The organism is Paracoccus angustae, from assembly GCF_042648745.1.
In the GTDB taxonomy this organism is placed as follows: Bacteria; Pseudomonadota; Alphaproteobacteria; order Rhodobacterales; family Rhodobacteraceae; genus Paracoccus; species Paracoccus angustae.
The window spans coordinates 1-19,935 of record NZ_JBHRXY010000021.1 but is presented as its reverse complement, the minus strand read 5'-3'; the positions used below and the strand labels follow the sequence as shown (position 1 = coordinate 19,935).

Genomic DNA, 19,935 nt, shown 5'->3' with positions numbered 1-19,935 from the left:
CCCCGCGCGGGCGGGGCCTTTTCTCAATCCTCGTCGGAGGCCATCTGGTTCAGCACCGCGCCCTTGCCCCGCGCCCGCAGGATCAAGGGCACGATCAGCGCGATCGCCGACAGCGCCAGCAGCGTGGCCGACACGGGCGATCCCACCAGCGTGGTCAGGTCGCCCTGGCTGATCGACAAGGCCCGGCGCAACTGCTGTTCGGCCATCGGCCCCAGGATCAGGCCCACCACCACCGGCGCGATGGGATAGCCGTAAAGCCGCATCCCGTAGCCCATCACCCCGAAGATCAGAAGCATGGACAGCTCCACCGGCGAAGGGTTGGCCCCGATGGTGCCCAGGGTCGCGAAGACCAGGATCCCCGCGTAAAGCCAGGGGCGCGGGATGGTCAGCAGCTTCACCCACAGCCCGATCAGCGGCAGGTTCAGCACCAAGAGCATGAAGTTCGCGATCAGAAGCGAGGCGATCAGCCCCCAGACCAGCTGCGGATTGGTGGCGAACAGCAGCGGTCCCGGTTGCAGCCCGAACTGCTGGAAGCCCGCCAGCATGATTGCCGCCGTGGCCGTGGTGGGCAGGCCCAGCGTCAAGAGCGGCACCAGGGTGCCCGCGGCGGACGCGTTGTTCGCGGCCTCGGGGCCGGCGACGCCCTCGATGGCGCCGTTGCCGAACTCCTCGGGGTGCTTCGACATCTTCTTTTCCGTCGCATAGGACAGAAAGGTGGCGATGTCGGCGCCGCCCGCGGGCATGGCGCCGATGGGAAAGCCGATGGCGGTGCCGCGCAGCCAGGGCCTCCAGGACCGCGCCCAATCGCGCGCCGTCATCCAGACCGATCCTTTGACGGCGATCACCTCGTCATCCACGGCGTTCCGCTGACCCGCCACGAACAGCGCCTCGCCCACGGCGAACATGGCGACGGCCAGCGTTGTGACCTCGATGCCGTCCAGCAGTTGCGGCACGCCAAAGGACAGCCGCGCCTGGCCGGTCAGCTGGTCGATGCCCACCAGCGCCAGCGCCAGGCCGACGAACAACGAGATCAGCCCCTTGCGCGCGCTTTCCCCGAAGGCCGAGGACACGGTGACAAAGGCCAGCACCATCAGCGCGAAATAGTCGCGCGGACCGAACACCAGCGCCAGCTTCACCACCGTCGGCGCGACAAAGGCCAGCAGCACCGTGGCCGCCAGCCCCGCGATGAAGGATCCGATGGCGGCGGTCGCCAGCGCGGGGCCGCCGCGCCCCTGCCGGGCCATCCGGTTCCCTTCCAGCGCGGTCACGATGGACGCGCTTTCCCCCGGCGTGTTCAGCAGGATCGAGGTGGTCGATCCGCCATACATGCCTCCGTAATAGATGCCCGCGAACATGATCAGCGATCCGGCCGGGTCCAGGCCGTAGGTCACGGGCAGCAGCAGCGCCACCGTCAGCGCCGGGCCGATGCCGGGCAGCACGCCCACGGCGGTGCCCAGCGTCACGCCGATCAGCGCGTAAAGCAGGATCATCGGGTCCAGCGCGACCGCCAGGCCCTGCAACAGGAAATCGAACGTGTTCACGCAGGGTTCCCCCGGAACAGGCCCCAGACCAGCCCTTCAAGCGGACCAGCGGGCAGGCTGAGCTTCAGAAGCCCCGCGAAGATCAGGTAAACGGCCAGCGCGAAGGCGATCCCCACCGGCACCGTCAGCGCCAGGTTGCGCTTGCCGAAGGCCCGGGCGGTCGCGGCGAACAAAAGGCCGGTGGCCACCGAAAAGCCCGCCGTGGTCAGCAGCGCCAGTTGCGCGGCCAGCCCGCCCACGATCCACAGGATCGGGCCGATGTTCTGCGCCTCGCGTGCGGCCTTGCCCGACCGGAAGGCCTCGGCCAAGGACCACAGCGACAGTCCCGCAAGGCCCCCGGCGATCCAGCGGGGCACGTCGGCGGGGCCGACGCCCGCATAGCCGCCCGCCTGCGGCAGGTGCGCGGCGTCCCACCAGATCACGACGGCGATGACGGCCAGGATCATGGCGACAACAAGCGTCGCCCCGTCGGGGCGACGCGTTCCGGGGACAAACCCGCTCATTTGACCAGACCGATGTCCTTGAGGATGGTCTCGGTCGCGGCGATGTCCTTGTTCAGCTGCGCCTGGAAGTCCGCGCCCGCCAGATAGGTGTCGGCCCATCCCTTGGTGGCCAGCGCGTCCTGCCAGGTCTTGGACCGGACCATGGTTTCGATGTCGGCGCTGATCGCGGCCTTCTGTTCGTCCGTGATGCCCGGCGCGGCGGCGACCATGCGCCAGTTCTGCATCGACACGTCGAGGCCCGCTTCCTTGAGGGTCGGCGCGTCCACGCCCTCGATCCGTTCGTCCGAGGACACGGCCAGGATGCGCAGCGTGCCCGCGTCGGCCTGGGCCTTGAACTCGCCCAGCGAGGAAATCCCCGCCGTCACCTGGCTGCCCAGGATCGCGGCCAGCGCCTCGCCGCCGCCGGAATAGGCGATGTAGTTGATCCTGGTGGGATCAACGCCCGCCGCCTTGGCGATCAGGCCCACGGCGATGTGGTCCGCGCCGCCCGCCGATCCGCCCGCCCAGCTGACCGCGCCGGGATCGGCCTTCAGCGCCTCGATCAGCCCGTTGATGTCCTGGATGTCCGAAGCCGCGGGAACCACGATCGCCTCGTATTCGCCGGTCAGGCGCGCGATGGGGGTCACGTCCGCCAGCGACACGGGGCTGGCATTGGTCAGGATCGCGCCCACCATCACGTAGCCGCCGACGATCAGCTGGTCCGCCTGGCCCTGGGCCGAGGCCACGAACTGCGCCAAGCCCACGGTGCCGCCCGCGCCGGGGACGTTCTGGACCTGCACGGTGTCCGAAATGCCCTCGGCCTGCAAGGCTTCCTGCATGGTGCGGGCGGTCTGGTCCCAACCGCCCCCGGGGGCCGCCGGGGCGATGATGGTGTAGTTCTCGGCATGGGCCGGAACGGCCAGGGCGGCGGCGATCAGCGCCCCGAAAAGCGTGTGTTTCATGTTTGTCTTTCCTCCCGAATGCGCAGAACGCGCGGGCCGGACCCTCCAGCCCGGATGCGGCCCACCAAACACGACGAACCTGTCACCAAGCTGACACGGGCGTCCAGAAAAAACGCCGCCGCCGGTCGTCGGCCGTCAGTCGCCCCGGACCGCCCGGCGCCAGCGGTCGATCAGCCGGGCGCGCTTGGCCTGGTCCAGGTAAACCAGAAGGCCGGGGCTGACCGGCACCGGGCGCAGCTGCGCGCCAAGCGCCGCCTGCATGGCCCGGGCGCTGTTCTCGTCCGAGACCTCCAGGCTGACGGCGGGCAGGCGCAGCTTTTCGGCCAGGATGGTCTGGCCCCCCTGCGACATGAAAAAGCCGAGAAACCGGACCCCCAGGTCGGGCCGCGCCGCCGCGCGCGGCACCAGCCCCACGCGCGAGACGACCACCGTGAAGTCGCGCGGCAGCACAAGGCCCACATCGGGATGGCCGCGGGCCCAGTCGGCGGCATAGGATCCCAGGATGTTGTAGCCGATCAGCAGCCGACCGTCGCTGACGCGCTCCAGGATCTGCTGGCTGGTGGGGAACTGGCGGACGTCCGCCTGCCCCATGGCGCCGATGACCGACCAGATGTCGGGAAAATGCTCCTGGTCGCGGGCCAGGAACAGGTAGCCCACGGCGGACCGTTCGATGTCGTAGGTGCCCAGGCGGCCCCGCACGCCCGCGCCGCCGCGGGCCAGCCAGTCCACCAGTTCGAACCGCGACGACGGCGGGGGCCGGTCGCGGAAGGCGGGGCGGTGATAAACCAGCACCGCGGGCTCGAAGGTCAGGGCATAGGCGGTGTCGCGCCAGTTCGCCCAGCGGGGCCAGCCGGCGCTGTCGGGGGTCGCGGCGGGTTGCGCATAGCCGTCGTTGGCCAGCTTGACCTGCATGTCCATGGCCGAGGAAAAGGCGAAATCCGCCGTGGTCCGTCCGGCGTCGGTTTCCGCGACGATGCGGTCGTTCAGCTCGCCCGTCAGCAGTTCCTCGTATCGCACGGTCACGTCGGGGTTCCGGGCCTGGAAACCCGCGATCAGCGGCGCGGCCAGGTGGTTGTCCAGCGACGAATAGATCGTCAGCACCTGATCGCCGCCGGGATAGGTGAAGACCTCGGCCCGGAGAGGCAGCGCCAGCAGCAGCAAGGCAAGTGTCGCGCGCAGGATCATGCCGCAACCATGCCAGCGCCCGCGCCGGTTCACAACGCCCCCGCGCGCGGCTATCGTGGCCCGGCAAAGGGGATGGCGATGCGGCTTCTGCTGGTCGAGGACAATGAACAGCTGGCCGAGGCGCTGCAAACCCTGCTGGCGGGCGCGGGCCATGCGGTGGACCGCGTGGCCGACGGCGCCTCCGCCGAGGCCCTGGCCGCCGCCGAACGCTTCGATCTGATCATCCTGGATCTGAACCTGCCGCAGATGGACGGGTTGTCGGTGCTGCGCGCGCTGCGGGCGCGGGGCAACCAGGCGGCGGTGCTGATCCTGACCGCGCGCGGCGCGCCCGAGGACCGGATCCGGGGCCTGGACCTGGGCGCCGACGACTACATGGTCAAGCCCTTCGACATCGGCGAGTTCGAAGCCCGCGTCCGTTCGCTGCTGCGCCGTCAGGCGGGGCTGCGCGCGGCGGTCGTGACGGTGGGCGATGTCACGCTGGATCTGGCGGCGCGGCGCTTTTCCGCCGGAGGCGCGGCGCTGGACCTGCCCGCCCGCGAACTGGCGCTGCTGGAGCTGCTGTTCATGCGGGCGGGCAAGGTCGTCACCAAGGACGCCATCGTGCAGTCGCTGACCAGCCTGGACGACAGCCTGTCCGAGAACGCCATCGAGCAATATGCCAGCCGCCTGCGCCGCAGGCTGGCGCCCCATGGCGTGCATCTGCGCACCGCGCGCGGCATCGGATACTACATCGACAGGTCCGCCTGATGGGATCGCTGCGCCGGCGGCTGATGGGCTGGCTGCTGGCCGCGACCGCCGTTCTCGGCCTCCTGGCCCTGGCCGACACCTGGCGCGAGGCCGTGACCACCGCCACGCGCGTGTCCGACCGGGTGCTGGCCGGATCGGCGCTGGCGATTGCCGAGCGGGTCACGGTGGACGAGGACACCGGCCTTCAGGTGGACATTCCCTATTCCGCGCTGGAAATGCTGGCCTCGACCGCGCAGGACCGGGTGTTCTATCGCGTCGACGGCCCCCTGGGCTTCCTGACCGGCTATCCCGACCTGACGCCTGCGCCGACCAACGGAGACGGGCGCGGCTTTGCCGACGGCAGCCACGCCGGCGAGCGGATCCGCATCACCACCCTGGCCCGCACCGTGTCCACCGGGGTCGAGTCGATCCCCTTCACCGTGACGGTCGCGGAATCGACGCTGGCGCGGCGCGACCTGGCGCGCTCGATCCTGATCCGCTCGGCGCTGCGGCTGATGGGCATGATCGGGGGCGCCGCGCTGATCGTCTGGATCGCCGTGCCCCTGGCCCTGCGCCCCTTGCACCGCCTGGGCGAGGCCATCGCCGCCCGGTCCCCCGACGACCTGTCCCCGATCCGCGAACCCGTCCCTTCCGAGGTCCAGGGCCTGGTCGAGGCGGTCAATTCCTTCATGGCCCGCCTTGCCACCGCATTGGAGGCGCTGCGCAACTTCACCGGCAACGCCAGCCACCAGTTGCGCACGCCCCTGGCCGTCCTGCGCACGCAGATGGCGCTGGCCGGGCGGGCCGACACGCCGGAGGCCACGCGGTCGGCGGTGGCCAAGGGCGATGCCGCGCTGGCCCATGCCGAACGGGTGCTGGCGCAACTGCTGCTGCTGGCCCGCATCGACGCCGCGCCGGGGCAGGGGGCCTTGAGCGCCGTCGATCTGGCGGCGCTTGCCCGCGACATCACGGGCGAGGCGATCCCCCGCGCGGCAGAGGCGGGCATCGACCTGGGCTTCGACGGCGAGCCCGCGCAGGTCCGGGCCGAACCCGTCCTGCTGGCCGAGGCCTTGGCCAACCTGATCGACAATGCGCTGGCCTATGCGGGCCGGGGCGCGGTGGTGACGGTCAGCGTCCGCGCCCGGGCCGATCACGCGATCCTTGCAGTGACGGACGACGGCCCCGGCATCCCGCCCGGCCTGCGCGCCCGGCTTGGCGCGCGCTTCGCCCGGGGCGACCGGGACGCCGAGGGGCTTGGCCTGGGCCTTGCCATTGTGGCGGAAATCGCCGCCCTGTTCGGCGGCGGCCTGTTCCTGGCCGACGGACCGGGCGGGCGCGGCCTTCGGGCGGAACTGCGGCTTCGGCGGCCGGGCGGTCCCGCGCCGCGCGGGGCGGGGGGCGCCCCGCCGTGACCCGCGGGTCAGCGCAGCAGGCTGTCGGCCTGCTGCGCGGTCAGGTATCCTGTCGCCTGCATCCCGTTGGCCCCCTGCCACGAGGCGATCGCGCTGCGGGTGCCGCTGCCGAAGGCGCCGTCGATGCCGCGCGTGTCGTAACCCTGGCGCGTCAGAGCGGCCTGGATCGCCGCCTTTTGCGACCGGCTGAGGCCCAGGTCGGCCTCGTTGTCCGCCGGGCCGAGGCCGGTGGCGCTGGCCTGGCCGCCGCCGCCGCCTGCGGTCGTGCCGCGCAGGATCTCGTTGGCCTGGGCGGTGCTGAGGCTGCCGGTCTGGGTGTACCCCCGGTCGCGCTGCCACAGGGCGATGGCGCGGCGGGTGCCCGCCCCGAAATTGCCGTCCGCGCCGTTGGTGCCGTAGCCGAGCGCGTTCAGCCGCCGTTGCACGGCGATCCGCTGGTCGCGGGTCAGACCGGAAGCGTCGCCCCCCGCATAGGGATCGGGGCGCGTGGCGAGCGATACGCCCAGGCGTTCGATCTGGCCGCGCGCCTCGGCGGCGTAAAGGCCGTTCGGGAACTGTTGCAGATAGGACTGGTATCCCCGGATCGTGTTGCGTTCCTGCGCCTGCGCGAAGGCGGCGCGGTCCTGTTCCTGGGACAGGTATTGCCGCGCCACGCCGCCGACGATCTCGCCCAGATCCTGCGCGGGCGCCGGCGCGGCGAGGGATGCGGCGACAAGGGCCGCGGAAAGCATCGTCCTGACCATCGGATGGTCCTCCGCTTGTGGGTCCGTGCCCCGGATGGGGCGCCGGAGATATAGCGCGGAAAAGGGCTTCGGGTTCCGGCGGCCTCGGGTGCCGCGACGGGTTCATCCCTGCGGCGTCATCGCCTTGCGCTGGCGGCTGCGTTCCAGGCCAAGCCGGCGTTCGCGCCAGATGATGGCGATGCCCGCCGCGATCACCAGGGCCGCGCCGGTCAGAACCACGCCCGTCGGCGCTTCGCCGAAGACATGCCAGCCGATGGCGATGGCCAGCAGCATCGAGACGTATTCGAAGGGCGCCACCAGCGAGGCATCGGCGAAGCGGTAGGCCGAGGTCAGCAGGATCTGCGCCACGCCGCCCAGGATGCCGCTGCCCACCAGCAGCATCGCGGTCTGCGGGTCGGGCATCACCCAGCCGAAGGGCAGCGTCAGCAGGCCGAGGATCGTCGAGGTGACGGAAAACCAGAACACGATGGCCGAGGTGCGTTCGTCCCGCACCAGCCTGCGCACGAAGATCTGCGCCAGCGCCGCCCCGACCGCGCCGCCAAAGGCCACCACCGCGCCCAGCTTGCGCCAGGGATCGGGATCGGCGTCCAGCCGCAGCTGCGGCGACAGCACGATCAGCACCCCGGTCAGGCCGACGCCCACCATGGACAGGCGGAACAGGCGCACGTCCTCGCCCAGAAACATCGCGGCGAAGATCACCACCAGCAGCGGCGCGGCATAGCCGATGGCCGTCACCTCGGGAAAGGACAGCAGCGCCAGCGCCCAGAAGTTCAGCGCCATGGACGTGGTGCCGACAATGCCGCGATAGAAATGGCCCAAGGGGCGAACGGTGCGCAGCCCGACCGACAGTTCGCCCCGGACGGCCAGCCAGACCAGGATCACGGGGATCGCGAAGATCGACCGGAAGAAGACCTGCTGGCCCGGCGGGACCGAGGCGCCTTCGGAAGTGGCCTTGATCATGGCCGCCATCACCGTGAACACCGCCACGCTGGCGCATTTCAGCAGGATGCCCTGCATCGGATTGGAGTGGGACATGGGGGAAACCGTCCGTGTCGGATGGTCCATGGTTAGGACGCGAGGCGGCGGGCCACAAGGGGCGGCTTGCAGGATGTGCAGTTTCGCCCCGCGCCGGACCGGTGGCGGAGGTCGCGTCAAAGGCCCGCCCGTGCGCGGAGCCGGACGCTCGCGTCCCGCCGCCGGTCCGGCAACGTGGCCCGCGGCCGTTCCCCCGTCAGCCGCGCGCCGCGGGCATCGACCGGCACATGCGTCGTCGCGCCCGCGGCTGCGCCCGGCGGGCGGTCCGGGATGCGGCCTTGACGCGCCGCAAGTCGGTCCCGGTCATCCTTTGGCGGCGGCCCGGATCCGGCAAGGGGCCGGAGCATCGCGCTCTGCGCCGATCCGGGTTGCAGCGGCGGCGCGTCAGTCCGCGCCGCCCGTCGCTTGCGCCTGCACGTCCCGGAAATGCCGCCGCAGCCGGTCCAGCCCCGCCGCGTCCCATCCCTGCGGCTGCGTCACCGCGATCCAGGGGGCGATGTGGTCGCTGTAGGCGTAAAGATGCCCGTGGCCCATCGGCACATGCAGCGACACCGCCATGTCGAAGGCCAGTTGCAGGAAGCTGACGATGGGATACCAGCGCAGGTCCGGGGACACGTCGGGACCGCGCGGCGACTCCATCCAGTCGGGGCGGTGCAGCATTGACCCGGTGCTGAAGAACACGATGGGGTCGCTGGCATATTGCAGATAAACGATGCGGATACCGCCCCAGGGATCCTGCGCCGACAGCCCTTGCCGCCCGTCGGTGAAGCGCACCGTCTGCCCCCGCTCCATCCGGGGCAGCCATTCCGGGGATGCCGGGTCGCGTTCCCGCGTCAGGGTCTGCCACAGCGGGCTGACAAAGGGCGGTCCGACCCACAGCGCGCCCGCGAAGGGCTGGTCGATCATCTCGTAAAGCCGCAGCGACTGCTGCGAGCTGTAGGCGCCCAGGCTGAGACCGTAGAGATACAGCTTCGGGCGCCGGTCGGGCGGCAGGGTCAGCCAATGGCGGCGCACGGCGCTGAACAGGGCGCGGCCCGCCTCGGCCGAGTATTCCGGCTCGACCAGCAGGGAAATCCAGCTTTGCAGATAGGAATATTGCAGCGCCACCGTGGCCACGTCGCCGCGATGCAGGTATTCCAGCGTCGTCACCGCCGCCGGATCCAGCCAGCCGGTGCCGGTGGGCATGGCGACAACCAGAATGGACCGGCCGAAACCGCCGATGCGGTCCAGCTCGGCCACGGCCAGGGCGGCGCGGTCCTCGGTCGTGTCGGCGGCGTTCAGGCCGACATAGGCGCGCAGGGGCTGCATGGCTTCGCCGCCCGCGACGGCCGCGATCTCCTGGGCCGTGGGGGTGGCGGCGATGTAGTTGCGCCCTTCGCGGCCCAGATCCTCCCACGCGACCAGGGACTGGGGGCTGCCGGTGCGCAGGGGATCGGCGGGCGGCCGGATGTCGGGCGGGATCACCGCGTCCAGCGCCCGGGCCGAGCTGTCGGCGGTGCGGATGAAGCCGCTGAACAGGACGCCGTTGGCCAGCGTCCACAGCAGCACGCCCCCGATCAGCAGTCCCAGCAGATAGGCGACGCGGTGCGGCAGCAGACGCTCGATCCGGCGGATCAGACGGCGGACAAGCAGCGCGGCCAGCTTGCCCAGGATCAGCAGCAGCGCGGCCACGGCCAGGGCGATCAGGCCGATGGTCAGCGGCAGCCCGGGGGGCGCGGGCTCCATCCCCATGGCGGCGCGGACCCCGTTCTGCCAGTCCGCCGCCCGCGCCAGGAAAGACCCGACGATCAGCGCCGCAAGCACCGCCAGCGCCAGCAGCGTCTGCCGCCCGGTGCGCCCCCGGATCAGCGGCAACTGCATCGTGACCCAGATCCAGCGGCCCAGCACCGCCATGCCGTATCCCGCCGCGAAGCAGACCCCGGCCAGCACGCCCTGCACGATGTCGGCGCGGGGAATCAGGCTGGGGGTCAGGGACGCCGCCATGAACAGCGCCCCCAGCACCAGCCCCATGCCCGAAACCTTGCCCGCGGCGCGCCGCAGCGCGCCGGGTCGGTGGGTGGCCAGGGGGCTGTTCTGCATCTGCATGACGCGATCAGGGCCGATCCGGCGTGGCGCGTCAACCATCAACCATCAACCGTCAAGCGCCCTTGATGCGCCCGGTCCCCATGGCCGGCGGCCAGGGCCGCCGCCCCGCCCGGCCCGAAGACGTTTTCCGCAGCCGCGGCATTCCGTCCGAAAACCCCGCCAAGGATGTCCTCGCGCCCGCCGTCCCGCGTCCGGGCGGCCGGATGGGGCCATCCCGTTGCGGTCAAGCCGGTCTTGCAGAGCGGGGGTCGTCCAGGCGCGGGATGCCGGATCCGACCGGCGCGACCAGGGCGCCGGGCCCTGGGCAAGAACGGCGGAAAGGTCGGGCCGAGGGGCGGCCCGGGCGGCGATCCGGTTTGCGGCGGCGCCGGGCAGCGCCAGCGTTCCGGCCGCGATGCGCGGCGAAGTGGGCGGGGAGGGGGCATGGCGTGGTCCGGCCACTCGGCGGGAGGACGCTGCACTGCCGGGGCCCTGAACCGGGATGTCTTTGATGAGACACGATCACGCGGGGCGGGTGAACCGCAGGCCTTCACGGCCCCGCCCGTTCAGGTCCGCGCCGGCGGGCCTTGTCGGCCTTACAGCCCCGCCGCGATCTCCTGCCGGACCTGGGCCACCAGCGACCGGACATGCGGGGCGAAGCTGCGCCAGATGTCCATGCGGAAGTCGGCCGGGCCGTCGCGCCACAGAACCACCGTGGCGCTGTCGAAAACGGTGCGCGCGGCCGAACCCACGGGCATGGCCCTCACGTCGCGCGGGCAGCAGGCCGCCAGCAGGTCCAGCACCGCAGGCCCGGACAGGCGCAGCGTGATCTCGCGGTCGCTGATGTCCACCAGGCTGTGCGGCGCGTCGGCATAGACCGCGCGGGCGGGGGCGGCCAGATCCGTGCCCTCGGGGGCCACGATCAGCCATTCGTCGGGACCGAGGCACAGCGCCTCGACACCGTTCGCCGCCGCGCGGCTGCCCACGCGGGCGGGCAGGTCCAGGCCAAGCGCCTGCCCCAGGGCCGCGCGCCGCGCGGGCTTGACGCGCAGCGACAGGCGCAGGGCGGGGGCCAGCTCCTCGACCAGAACGGGCGAGGCGTCGAACTGATGCTTCTGGTTGGTCATCGCGTTTCTCCTTACGCCTTCAGCCGCGCGTTGTCGGGGTCGTAGAACACCGTCGAGGTGATGCGCGCCTTGCGCACGCCGTCGGGCATGGGGATGAACACCGTCTCGCCCATCTTGTCAAAGCCGCCCTCGATCACCGCCATGGCGATCGGATGGCCCATGGTGGACTGATAGGAGGATGTGACATGCCCCACCATCCTCATGGGTTTGGGCTGGTTCGGGTCCAGCACGACCTGCGCGCCTTCCTGCAACAGGCTGCCGTCCTCGGTCAGCAGGCCGACCAGTTGCTTGCGGCCTTTCGCCACGATGTCGGGGCGCGACAAGGACCGCTTGCCCACGAAGTCCTTTTTGGCCTTGCCAATGGCCCAGTCCAGGCCCGCGTCCTGCGGGGTGACGGTGCCGTCGGTGTCCTGGCCCACGATGATGTAGCCCTTTTCGGCGCGCAGGACGTGCATCGTCTCGGTGCCGTAGGGGGTGATGTCGTAGGGCTTGCCTGCCTCCATCAGCGCGGTCCACAGGGCCAGGCCGTGGCGGGCGGGGACGTTCACCTCGAAGCCGATCTCGCCGGTGAAGGACAGGCGGAACAGGCGCGCGGGCAGACCGGCCACGGTGCATTCGGCGCAGGACATGTGCGGGAAGTCGTCCCAGTCCACGCCCCGAACCAGCGGCTTCAGCATCGCCAGCGCGTTCGGCCCGTTCAGCGCCACCGTCGCCCACTGTTCGGTGGTCGAGGTCAGCCAGACATCCAGATCCGGCCATTCGGTCTGGAGGTAATCCTCCATCATGGTCAGGACGCGCGCGGCGCCGCCGGTGGTGGTGGTGACGTGGAACAGGTCGGGCGACAGCCGCCCGATCACGCCGTCGTCGCGGATGAAGCCGTCCTCGCCCAGCAGCAGGCCATACCGGCAGCGGCCCGGTTGCAGCTTGGTCCAGGGGTTGGTGTACATGCGGTTCATGAATTCGACCGCATCCGGCCCCGCAACCTCGATCTTGCCCAGCGTGGACGCGTCGAAGATCCCCAAAGACGCCCGCGTGGCCTTGCATTCGCGCAGCACGGCGGCGTGCATGTCCTCGCCCGCCTTGGGGAAATACCAGGCGCGGCGCCATTGGGCGACGGGTTCGAAGACCGCGCCGTTCGCCTCGGCCCAGGGGTCGATGGGGGTCTTGCGGGTCAGCTGGAACGTGTCGCCGCGCAGGTAGCCGCAGAAGGCCCCGAAGCTGGTCGGCGTGTAGGGCGGGCGGAAGGTGGTCAGGCCCACCTGAGGCGGCTGCTTGCCAAGCGCATCGGCGGCGATCATCAGCCCGTTGATGTTCGACATCTTGCCCTGATCGGTCGCCATGCCGTTGGTGGTGTAGCGCTTCACATGCTCGATCGAGCGCATCCCTTCGCGCACGGCCAGGCGGATGTCCTTGGCGGTCACGTCGTTCTGGAAGTCGATAAAGGCCTTGGCCTTGCCCGCGTTGCCGTCGGTCGGCAGCTCGGTATGGCTGACACCCGTGCCGGGGCGGTCGTTCGCGACCGTGAAGGCGGCGGGATGGCCCGCGCGGTTCAGCCCTTCGAGCGCCCGCAGGCCCGCCGCCGCGCCGTCGGCCAGCACGGGCTCATAGCCCCAAAGGCCCCGGCCCGCGCCCGCGATCTCGCAGGCTTCGGTCTTGCGGTCGGGCAGAAAGGTCCGGCTTTCGGAGTCCCAGGCCAGCGACCCCTTGGTGTGCGAGAACAGGTGCAGCGAGGGCGTCCAGCCGCCCGACATCAGCAGGCAGTCGCAGGCGATGTCGCGGCCCGCGCCGACATGGCTGCCGCGCACCGGGGCGGCGCGGACGGATTTCACCCGCAGGCGGCCCTTGGTGGTGGTGACGGTGTGGCCGGACAGGACCTGGATCCCGCGCTTGCGGGCGCTGTCGCCCAAGTCGGGGCGCACGGTGTCGCGGGTGTCGATGATCGCCGCGACGCGCGCGCCGCTGTCGGCCAGGTCGAAGGCGGCGTAATACGCGCTGTCATGGCTGGTGACCACGGCGGGGGTGTCGCCGACTTTGACGCCATACTTGTGCAGATAGGTCTGCGCGGCGCCCGCCAGCATCACGCCGGGACGGTCGTTGCCGTCGAAGACCAGCGGCTTTTCCAGCGCGCCCTGGGCCAGCACGACCTGCTGGGCGCGCACCCGCCACATGCGTTCGCGCGGGGCATTGGCGGGCGGGTTGTCCAGGTGGTCCGTCAGCCGCTGGCACAGGCCCACCATGTTCTGGTGATAATACCCGATGGCCGTGGTCCGCGTCATCAGCCGCACCCCGGCGGCGCGCAGGCGGGCCAGTTGCGCGTCCACCCAGGTCCAGGCGGGCACCCCGTCGATCTGCACCGCCGGGTCGGACAGCAGCGAGCCGCCCATCTCGGGGTTCTCATCGACCAGCGTCACGTCCGCGCCCCCCTGCGCCGCCGCCAGGGCCGCTGCGATCCCCGCAGGCCCCGCGCCGACGATCAGCACGTCCGTGTGCAGATAGCGGCTGGCGTACTTGTCGGGATCGACCTCGGTCGGCGACTTGCCAAGGCCCGCCGCGCCGCGGATCACGGGCTCATAAACCTTGTCCCAGAAGGACCGCGGCCACATGAAGGTCTTGTAGTAGAACCCGGCCGAGAACAGCATGTAGGCCCGGTCGTTCACCGCGCCGATGTCGAAGGACAGGTTCGGCCACTTGTTCTGGCTTTCCGTGACCAGCCCGTCGCGCAGTTCCTGGACGGTGGCCCGCGTGTTCGGCTCGAACCGGCCCTTGCCGCGGCTGGTGCCGATCAGGGCGTTCGGTTCCTCGGACCCCGCTGTGACCGCGCCGCGCGGACGGTGGTACTTGAAGGACCGGCCCATCAGGTGGACGCCGTTGGCCAGCAGCGCCGAGGCGACCGTGTCGCCGCGCAGGCCGCGATGGGTCTTGCCGTCGAAGGTGAACGACACGGGCGCGGAGTGATCGACGCGGCCCTTGCCCGGAATGCGATAACGGCTCATTCGGCGGCCTCTCGGGTGGGGGTGGGACGGGCTTCGCCCGCCTTGTAGGTCATCAGGAAACGGTCGCTGACGGTGTCGCGCAGGGCGTTGAAGAAGCGCCCGCAGCCGATGTGGCGCCAGCGTTCGTAATGCGGCCCCCGCGCGTTGGTGCGGATGAACAGGAAGTCGCGCCATTCCTCGTCCGACAGGGCGGACGGGTCGGCGGGGCGGGCTATGTGCGCCTCGCCCGCATAGGTGAATTCCAGCTCGGGCAGGGTGTCTTCGCAATAAGGGCAACGGATCAGCAGCATGTTCTTACCTCAGTGCGCGACGGCGGCGGCGGCGGCTTCGTCGATCAGACGGCCGGTGGTGAAGCGTTCCAGCGTGAAGGGCGCGTTCAGCGGGTGCGGCTCGTCCCTGGCAACCGTATGGGCCAGCAGATGCGCGGCGCCCGGCGTGGCCTTGAAGCCGCCCGTGCCCCAACCGCAGTTGACGTAAAGGCCCTTGACCGGCGTCTTGCCCAGGATGGCCGAGCGATCCGGGGTCACGTCCACGATGCCGCCCCATTTGCGCAGCATCCGCATCCGGGTGAAGATCGGGAAGACCTCGCAGATCGCGGCCACGGTATGCTCGATCAGCGGCAGGCCGCCGCGTTGGGAATAGCTGGTGTACTGGTCGGTGCCCGAGCCGATCACCAGCTCGCCCTTGTCGGACTGGCTGATATAGGCGTGGACGGTGTTCGACATGACCACGCAGGGAAAGATCGGCTTGACCGGCTCGCTGACCAGGGCTTGCAGCGGGAAGCTTTCCAGCGGCATCCGCAGCCCGGCGCTGTCCATCACCACGCTGGTGTTGCCGGCGGCGGACACCGCGACCTTCTTGGCGCGGATGAAGCCCTTGGCGGTATCGACGCCGATCACCGCCCCGTCCGGCCCGCGCCGGATCGCGTTCACCGCGCAGTTCTGGATGATGTCCACGCCGCGGGCGGCGGCGGCGCGGGCATAGCCCCAGGCCACCGCGTCGTGCCGCGCCGTGCCCGCCCGCATCTGCAACGCGCCGCCCATCACCGGATAGCGCGCGTCGGGGCTGATGTTCAGCGGCGGGCAGAAGGCCTTGCATTCCTCTTTCGAAAGCCAGCGGTTGTCCACGCCGTTCAGCCGGTTCGAATGGACGTGGCGCTGGAAGGACTGCACGTCATGGACGTTGTGCGCCAGCATCAGCACGCCGCGCTTGGAATACATGACGTTGTAGTTCAGCTCCTGGGACAGGTTGTCCCACAGGTCCAGCGCGTGGTCGTAAAGCTTGGCGCTTTCGTCATACAGGTAGTTCGACCGGATGATCGTGGTGTTGCGGCCCGTGTTGCCGCCGCCCAGCCAGCCTTTGTCGATCACCGCGACATTGGTGATGCCGTGTTCCTTGGCCAGGTAATAGGCCGCGCCCAGGCCGTGCCCGCCCGCGCCGACGATCACCACGTCGTATTCGGCCTTGGGCTGGCTGTCGGGCCATTGCTCGCGCCAGCCCTTGTGGCCGTTGAGCGCCTGTTTCAGCAGCGAGAAGGCGGAAAAATGGGTCATGGCGGGCGAACCTTTGGGGGCGATTCCGGGATACCGGGAAACTGCCAGAAACGCGTCACGGGTGACTGGATCCCTGCGCCATTGCAGTGTTACATTTGCGTCATGCGCGACACTCCTGCCCCCGGTGATTCCCTGCGCCTGCGCGTCGGCTTCCTGCTGGCGCGGCGCTTTACCCTGTCGGCCTTCGCCAATTTCGTGGACGTGCTGCGGCTGGCCGCGGACGAGGGCGACCGCTCGCGCCCGATCCGCTGTTCCTGGCGGGTGCTGGCGACATCCGGCCAGCCGGTCCAGTCGAGCTGCGGCATCAGCGTCACCCCGGACGAGAGGCTGGGCGACCCGGCGCGCTTCGACTATATCGTCGTGGTGGGCGGGCTGATCGACGAGATCGAGCGGCTGGAGCCCGAATACGCCGCCTTCCTGCATCGGGCGGCCAAGGCGGGGGTGCCGCTGGTGGGCGTCTGCACCGGCGCCTTCATCCTGCACCGCGCCGGGCTGATGAACGGCTATCGCTGCTGCGTCAGCTGGTTCCACCACGAGGATTTCCTGGAACAGTTCGACGGCCTGCGCCCGGTGTCGGACCGCATCTTCGTGGTGGACCGAGACCGGCTGACCTGTTCGGGCGGGGCCAGTTCCGCGCATCTGGCGGCCTTTCTGATCGACCGCCACATCGGCCGGGCGGCGGCGCAGAAAAGCCTGCACATCATGATCATCGACGAGGCGATGGCCGCCGACGACCCGCAGCCCGGCCTGCCGCTGGAGCTGAAGACCCAGGACACGCTGGTCCGCCGCGCCCTGCTGATGTTGCAGCAAAGCATGGACACGCCCCCCGCCGTGGCCGATGTCGCGGCCCAGTTGCAGGTCAGCCGCCGCAAGCTGGAGCGCCATTTCGCGGCATCCCTGTCCATGTCCCCGGCCGAGGCCTTCATGCGCGTGCGCCTGTCGCAGGTGCGGATGCTGCTGGCCCGCCCCGACCGCACGGTCAGCCAGATCGCCGCCGAAACGGGCTTTTGCGACGCCTCGCACCTGATCCGGGTGTTCCGCGACATGATGGGGGTCACGCCGGAACAATGGCGCAAGGGGGCAAGGGAAGGGGTCTGATCGGATCGGAAGACCCGCAGCCTTTCGGCGCCCGTGGGGCGGGGCTTCACCCCGCGATGCCCTGGCAAGGCCGGAACGATACCCGTTCTGCCCTAGCTTGCCAGCGCCAGCGCCGCGTCGGACCGCGCGGGCATGGCCACCACCGTTGCGGCCTTCTGCACCCCCCGTTCCCGGTAAGGCGATGTCCCGTAGCGTTCCCGGTAGCATTTCGAGAAATGCGAGGAACTGGCGAAGCCGCAGGCGATGGCGATCTCGATCAAGGGCAGGTCGGTGTTCAGCAGCAGGTGGCGCGCGCGGGCCAGGCGGGCCTCGAGGTAGTACCGCTTGGGACTGCGGTTGAGATAGCGCATGAACAGCCGTTCCAGCTGGCGGGTGGACATGCCCGCGTCGGCGGCCAGTTGCGAGGGGCTGACGGGGTTTTCCAGATTGGCCTCGATCCGTTCCACCACGGCGGCCAGGCGGGGGTGGCGGATGCCGATGCGGGTGGTGACGGACAGCCGCTGGCGGTCGCGGCCGGTGCGGATCGCGGTGTGCAGCATCTGGTCGGCGATCTGCGAGGCCAGATCCGGCCCGTGCGCCTGTCCGATCAGGTGCAGCATCATGTCGATCGACGACGTGCCGCCCCCCGCCGTCACCCGGCTGCCGTCATCAACGAAGACCTGCCGGTGCAGGTCCACGTCCGGGAAGGTTTCGGCGAAGGAATCGTGGTTTTCCCAATGGATCGTGGCGCGCCGCCCGTCCAGCAGCCCGGCCCTGGCCAGGACGTGGCTGCCGGTGCAGACCGCGCCCAGAACCGCGCCCGCGCGCGCCTGCTTGCGCAGCCAGGCCAGCACCGGGCGGGCGGCCTGCGCCGTGATGTCGTCTCCCCCGCAGACGATCACCGCCTCGTCCCGCGCGACGGTCGCGTCGCCGTCAAGCCCCGCGTCCAGCGCCATCCGCGACCCGTTCGAGCAGGTGGCGAAATCTCCGCCCATCCCGACCAGCCGCCAGTCGTAAATCTGTCGCCCCGACATCTTGTTGGCCAGCCGCAGCGCATCCAGCGTGGCCGCGAAGGGCAGCATGGTGAAGCGGTCCAGCAGAAGGAACGTGAAACGCCGGGGGATGGGTGCCATCTGTCTTCTCCGTCGCGAAAGCCGCGGGCCATGCGACGGAAGCGTGACAGAGTGCCGGGCCGGAACAATGAATGGCTGCGGCAGAACGGCAGGATATTCGCGGCAGGCCCATCAGGGCCGCAGGCTGTCCTTGACCCGCTCCCAGGCCAGCGTCAGGTGGCGGCCCAGGATGGCGGACAAGCGGTCGGGATCGCGGGCCTCCAGGGCGGCGATCATCTCCTCGTGCTCGGCGACGGCGCTGGCCCATTTCTCGGGGCCCTCGTGGCCGATAAAGCGGATGCGCTTCAGCCGGGTCTGCAACATGCCGTGAACGTCCGACAGCGCGGCATTGTCGGCCAGCGCCACGATGCCCGAATGGATCGCCTGGTTCAGCTTGTAATACCGCAACCGGTCGCCCGAGCGATAACAGGCCAGCATCTCGTCGTGAAGGTCGCGGATTGCGCCGATGCCGTTGTTGGTGGCAAGCTGGCAGGCGCGGGTTCCGGCGAACTGTTCCAGGGTGCGGATCACCTCGATCATGTCCAGCACCTCCTTGGCGCCGAAGGACTTGACCACCGCGCCCCGGCTGGGAACCAGCTCGACCAGGCCTTCGCTGGCCAGATACTTGATCGCCTCGCGCAGGGGGGTGCGCGACACGCCCAACTGCGCGCCGATCTGGCCCTCGTTGATGCGGGTGCCGGGAACCAGATGACCTTCGATGATCATGTCGCGCAAGCGCGTGACAATGGCGTCGTGCAGCGACTGCCGTTCGATCCGGGCCGATGGTTCCGATGTCGGTTGGGGATTGACGGCGACCACGAATGCCCTCCCTGGCTGTTTCTCATGGGTATGCGGCGGAAGGGCGCGAGTCAATCATGTGCGCTAAATTCTGCATACAGTATTATTGAAGGTCCATCATTCCTCGTGCTAGCGTCCTGGGGTGGAGGAACGATTCGGACGCCGCGGCCGCAAGGCCGGTGCCGCCCGCATCGGCCCTTGCGGAAGCGATGGAGGCGTTTCGTTGAGCTTACCCTGGACCCCCGAGGCCTGGCCCATTGCCGCGGCCATGATCCCCTTTCCGGGCCGCCTGCCCGATGGCCGCCTGGTTCAGGATGCCCGGCCCGAGGTCTGGGCCGAAAGCCTGGCAGAGGTGGCCGATGCGGGCTTCGACTGCGTGGACCCGACCGACAGCTGGCTGCGGGTGGCCGATCTGGATCCCGCGCGGCGGGCCGAGTTCGTGGCGATCTGCCGCGACCTGGGCCTGTCGGTCCCGGCGATCTCGACCTCTCGGCGCAGCGTGATCGACCCGGACCATGGCGACGAATACCTGGCCTACAGCCACCGCGTGATCGACGCCGCCGCCGAACTGGGCGCGGCTCATGTCAGCTTCGGCTTTTTCGGTCCCTTCACCCCCGCGCAGCAGCGGGCGCTGTGGTTCTGGACCGAGCAGGGGGTGAAGAACCCCGACGATGCGGCGACCTGGCAGCTGGCGGTGGACCGGATCCGCGACCTTGCGCGCCATGCCGCCGAACTGGGCGTCCAGATCGCGCTGGAAATGTACGAGGACACCTATCTGGGCACGGCCCGCGACGCGGTGCGCTTCGTCACCGATGTGGACCACCCGTCCGTCAAGCTGAACATCGACATCGGCAACCTGATCCGCCTGCACCGCCCGGTGGAACGCTGGTCCGAGATGATCGACCTGTGCATCCCCTTCGCGGGCTACTGGCATGTCAAGAACTATTACCGGATCGAGGATCCCTCGGGTCTGGTCATGTCCCATCCCGCGCCCGTGACGGGCGGCACGATCAACTGGCGCGCAGCGATCCGCCGCGCTGTTGCCGGGGGCTTTTCCAGTCCGTTTTTGGTGGAGCATTATGGGGGGGACGGTTTGGGCGTTTGCGCTGTGAACCGCGAGCACAT

Annotated in this window: 17 protein-coding genes; 4 read left to right on the top strand and 13 right to left on the bottom strand. The window is 70.0% G+C overall.

The window, feature by feature from the left end; translation table 11 throughout:
- Positions 1–23: 23 nt before the first annotated feature.
- The 4 genes from ACFOM8_RS17180 to ACFOM8_RS17165 all read right to left on the bottom strand — a co-directional run bounded on the left by ACFOM8_RS17180 (position 24) and on the right by ACFOM8_RS17165 (position 4,170).
- Positions 24–1,541 carry a tripartite tricarboxylate transporter permease gene (locus tag ACFOM8_RS17180; RefSeq protein ID WP_377763339.1) on the bottom strand — a complete coding sequence of 506 codons (1,518 nt, stop codon included), beginning with the start codon at positions 1,539–1,541 and terminating at the stop codon, positions 24–26.
- Entirely contained in the window at positions 1,538–2,044 is a 507-nt protein-coding gene (locus ACFOM8_RS17175; protein ID WP_377763338.1) for a tripartite tricarboxylate transporter TctB family protein, read from the bottom strand. The genes ACFOM8_RS17180 and ACFOM8_RS17175 overlap by 4 nt, the downstream gene beginning before the upstream one ends.
- On the bottom strand, positions 2,041–2,985 hold the full coding sequence (locus ACFOM8_RS17170; RefSeq protein ID WP_377763336.1) for a tripartite tricarboxylate transporter substrate binding protein: 945 nt from the start codon (positions 2,983–2,985) through the stop codon (positions 2,041–2,043). The genes ACFOM8_RS17175 and ACFOM8_RS17170 overlap by 4 nt, the downstream gene beginning before the upstream one ends.
- A gap of 135 nt (positions 2,986–3,120) precedes the next feature.
- Positions 3,121–4,170, bottom strand: coding sequence for an ABC transporter substrate-binding protein (locus tag ACFOM8_RS17165; RefSeq protein WP_377763335.1), 1,050 nt, complete (start codon positions 4,168–4,170; stop codon positions 3,121–3,123).
- Positions 4,171–4,179: 9 nt separating this feature from the next.
- On the opposite strand from ACFOM8_RS17165, the gene ACFOM8_RS17160 reads away from it, so the two are divergent.
- Both ACFOM8_RS17160 and ACFOM8_RS17155 read left to right on the top strand, forming a co-directional pair.
- Complete coding sequence (locus tag ACFOM8_RS17160; RefSeq protein WP_377763334.1) at positions 4,180–4,917, top strand: response regulator transcription factor; 738 nt, start codon at positions 4,180–4,182, stop codon at positions 4,915–4,917.
- Complete coding sequence (locus ACFOM8_RS17155) at positions 4,917–6,308, top strand: sensor histidine kinase (RefSeq protein ID WP_377763333.1); 1,392 nt, start codon at positions 4,917–4,919, stop codon at positions 6,306–6,308. Before ACFOM8_RS17160 ends, ACFOM8_RS17155 begins: the two co-directional genes overlap by 1 nt.
- Before the next feature lie 8 nt (positions 6,309–6,316).
- Here ACFOM8_RS17155 and ACFOM8_RS17150 read toward each other — a convergent pair whose 3' ends face one another.
- The 7 genes from ACFOM8_RS17150 to ACFOM8_RS17120 all read right to left on the bottom strand — a co-directional run bounded on the left by ACFOM8_RS17150 (position 6,317) and on the right by ACFOM8_RS17120 (position 15,823).
- Positions 6,317–7,051, bottom strand: coding sequence for a peptidoglycan-binding domain-containing protein (locus ACFOM8_RS17150; RefSeq protein ID WP_377763331.1), 735 nt, complete (start codon positions 7,049–7,051; stop codon positions 6,317–6,319).
- Positions 7,052–7,153: 102 nt separating this feature from the next.
- A complete protein-coding gene (locus ACFOM8_RS17145) occupies positions 7,154–8,086 on the bottom strand; it encodes a DMT family transporter (protein WP_377763330.1) in 933 nt (310 codons plus the stop codon).
- A 384-nt stretch (positions 8,087–8,470) separates the two neighbouring features.
- The gene (locus tag ACFOM8_RS17140) at positions 8,471–10,171 is read right to left on the bottom strand and encodes an alpha/beta hydrolase (protein WP_377763329.1); all 1,701 of its coding nucleotides are present in this window, start codon (positions 10,169–10,171) and stop codon (positions 8,471–8,473) included.
- A gap of 575 nt (positions 10,172–10,746) precedes the next feature.
- Complete coding sequence (locus ACFOM8_RS17135) at positions 10,747–11,277, bottom strand: sarcosine oxidase subunit gamma (protein WP_377763328.1); 531 nt, start codon at positions 11,275–11,277, stop codon at positions 10,747–10,749.
- An 11-nt stretch (positions 11,278–11,288) separates the two neighbouring features.
- Entirely contained in the window at positions 11,289–14,270 is a 2,982-nt protein-coding gene (locus ACFOM8_RS17130) for a sarcosine oxidase subunit alpha (protein WP_377763327.1), read from the bottom strand.
- Positions 14,267–14,560: a sarcosine oxidase subunit delta gene (locus ACFOM8_RS17125; RefSeq protein WP_377763325.1), complete on the bottom strand. Its 294-nt coding sequence runs from the start codon at positions 14,558–14,560 to the stop codon at positions 14,267–14,269. Before ACFOM8_RS17125 ends, ACFOM8_RS17130 begins: the two co-directional genes overlap by 4 nt.
- Before the next feature lie 9 nt (positions 14,561–14,569).
- On the bottom strand, positions 14,570–15,823 hold the full coding sequence (locus ACFOM8_RS17120) for a sarcosine oxidase subunit beta family protein (protein WP_377763324.1): 1,254 nt from the start codon (positions 15,821–15,823) through the stop codon (positions 14,570–14,572).
- A gap of 102 nt (positions 15,824–15,925) precedes the next feature.
- Between ACFOM8_RS17120 and ACFOM8_RS17115 the strand changes: the two genes are divergently transcribed.
- Complete coding sequence (locus ACFOM8_RS17115; protein WP_377763323.1) at positions 15,926–16,921, top strand: GlxA family transcriptional regulator; 996 nt, start codon at positions 15,926–15,928, stop codon at positions 16,919–16,921.
- Positions 16,922–17,013: 92 nt separating this feature from the next.
- Here the strand turns inward: ACFOM8_RS17115 and ACFOM8_RS17110 are convergent, their stop codons facing one another.
- Both ACFOM8_RS17110 and ACFOM8_RS17105 read right to left on the bottom strand, forming a co-directional pair.
- Positions 17,014–18,033 carry a GlxA family transcriptional regulator gene (locus tag ACFOM8_RS17110; protein WP_377763321.1) on the bottom strand — a complete coding sequence of 340 codons (1,020 nt, stop codon included), beginning with the start codon at positions 18,031–18,033 and terminating at the stop codon, positions 17,014–17,016.
- Between the two features lie 111 nt (positions 18,034–18,144).
- A complete protein-coding gene (locus tag ACFOM8_RS17105; RefSeq protein ID WP_377763320.1) occupies positions 18,145–18,831 on the bottom strand; it encodes a GntR family transcriptional regulator in 687 nt (228 codons plus the stop codon).
- A 202-nt stretch (positions 18,832–19,033) separates the two neighbouring features.
- Between ACFOM8_RS17105 and ACFOM8_RS17100 the strand changes: the two genes are divergently transcribed.
- Positions 19,034–19,935 (top strand): sugar phosphate isomerase/epimerase family protein (locus ACFOM8_RS17100; RefSeq protein WP_377763319.1); only part of this gene is annotated, 902 nt, incomplete at its 3' end.

What these genes read in the sequence shown, in the direction of transcription:
- ACFOM8_RS17175 (WP_377763338.1), bottom strand. Translation starts at nt 2,044, where the DNA reads ATGAGCGGGTTTGTCCCCGGAACGCGTCGCCCCGACGGGGCGACGCTT.
- ACFOM8_RS17170 (WP_377763336.1), bottom strand. Translation starts at nt 2,985, where the DNA reads ATGAAACACACGCTTTTCGGGGCGCTGATCGCCGCCGCCCTGGCCGTT.
- ACFOM8_RS17165 (WP_377763335.1), bottom strand. Translation starts at nt 4,170, where the DNA reads ATGATCCTGCGCGCGACACTTGCCTTGCTGCTGCTGGCGCTGCCTCTC.
- ACFOM8_RS17160 (WP_377763334.1), top strand. Translation starts at nt 4,180, where the DNA reads ATGCCAGCGCCCGCGCCGGTTCACAACGCCCCCGCGCGCGGCTATCGT.
- ACFOM8_RS17155 (WP_377763333.1), top strand. Translation starts at nt 4,917, where the DNA reads ATGGGATCGCTGCGCCGGCGGCTGATGGGCTGGCTGCTGGCCGCGACC.
- ACFOM8_RS17150 (WP_377763331.1), bottom strand. Translation starts at nt 7,051, where the DNA reads ATGGTCAGGACGATGCTTTCCGCGGCCCTTGTCGCCGCATCCCTCGCC.
- ACFOM8_RS17145 (WP_377763330.1), bottom strand. Translation starts at nt 8,086, where the DNA reads ATGTCCCACTCCAATCCGATGCAGGGCATCCTGCTGAAATGCGCCAGC.
- ACFOM8_RS17140 (WP_377763329.1), bottom strand. Translation starts at nt 10,171, where the DNA reads ATGCAGATGCAGAACAGCCCCCTGGCCACCCACCGACCCGGCGCGCTG.
- ACFOM8_RS17135 (WP_377763328.1), bottom strand. Translation starts at nt 11,277, where the DNA reads ATGACCAACCAGAAGCATCAGTTCGACGCCTCGCCCGTTCTGGTCGAG.
- ACFOM8_RS17130 (WP_377763327.1), bottom strand. Translation starts at nt 14,270, where the DNA reads ATGAGCCGTTATCGCATTCCGGGCAAGGGCCGCGTCGATCACTCCGCG.
- ACFOM8_RS17125 (WP_377763325.1), bottom strand. Translation starts at nt 14,560, where the DNA reads ATGCTGCTGATCCGTTGCCCTTATTGCGAAGACACCCTGCCCGAGCTG.
- ACFOM8_RS17120 (WP_377763324.1), bottom strand. Translation starts at nt 15,823, where the DNA reads ATGACCCATTTTTCCGCCTTCTCGCTGCTGAAACAGGCGCTCAACGGC.
- ACFOM8_RS17115 (WP_377763323.1), top strand. Translation starts at nt 15,926, where the DNA reads ATGCGCGACACTCCTGCCCCCGGTGATTCCCTGCGCCTGCGCGTCGGC.
- ACFOM8_RS17110 (WP_377763321.1), bottom strand. Translation starts at nt 18,033, where the DNA reads ATGGCACCCATCCCCCGGCGTTTCACGTTCCTTCTGCTGGACCGCTTC.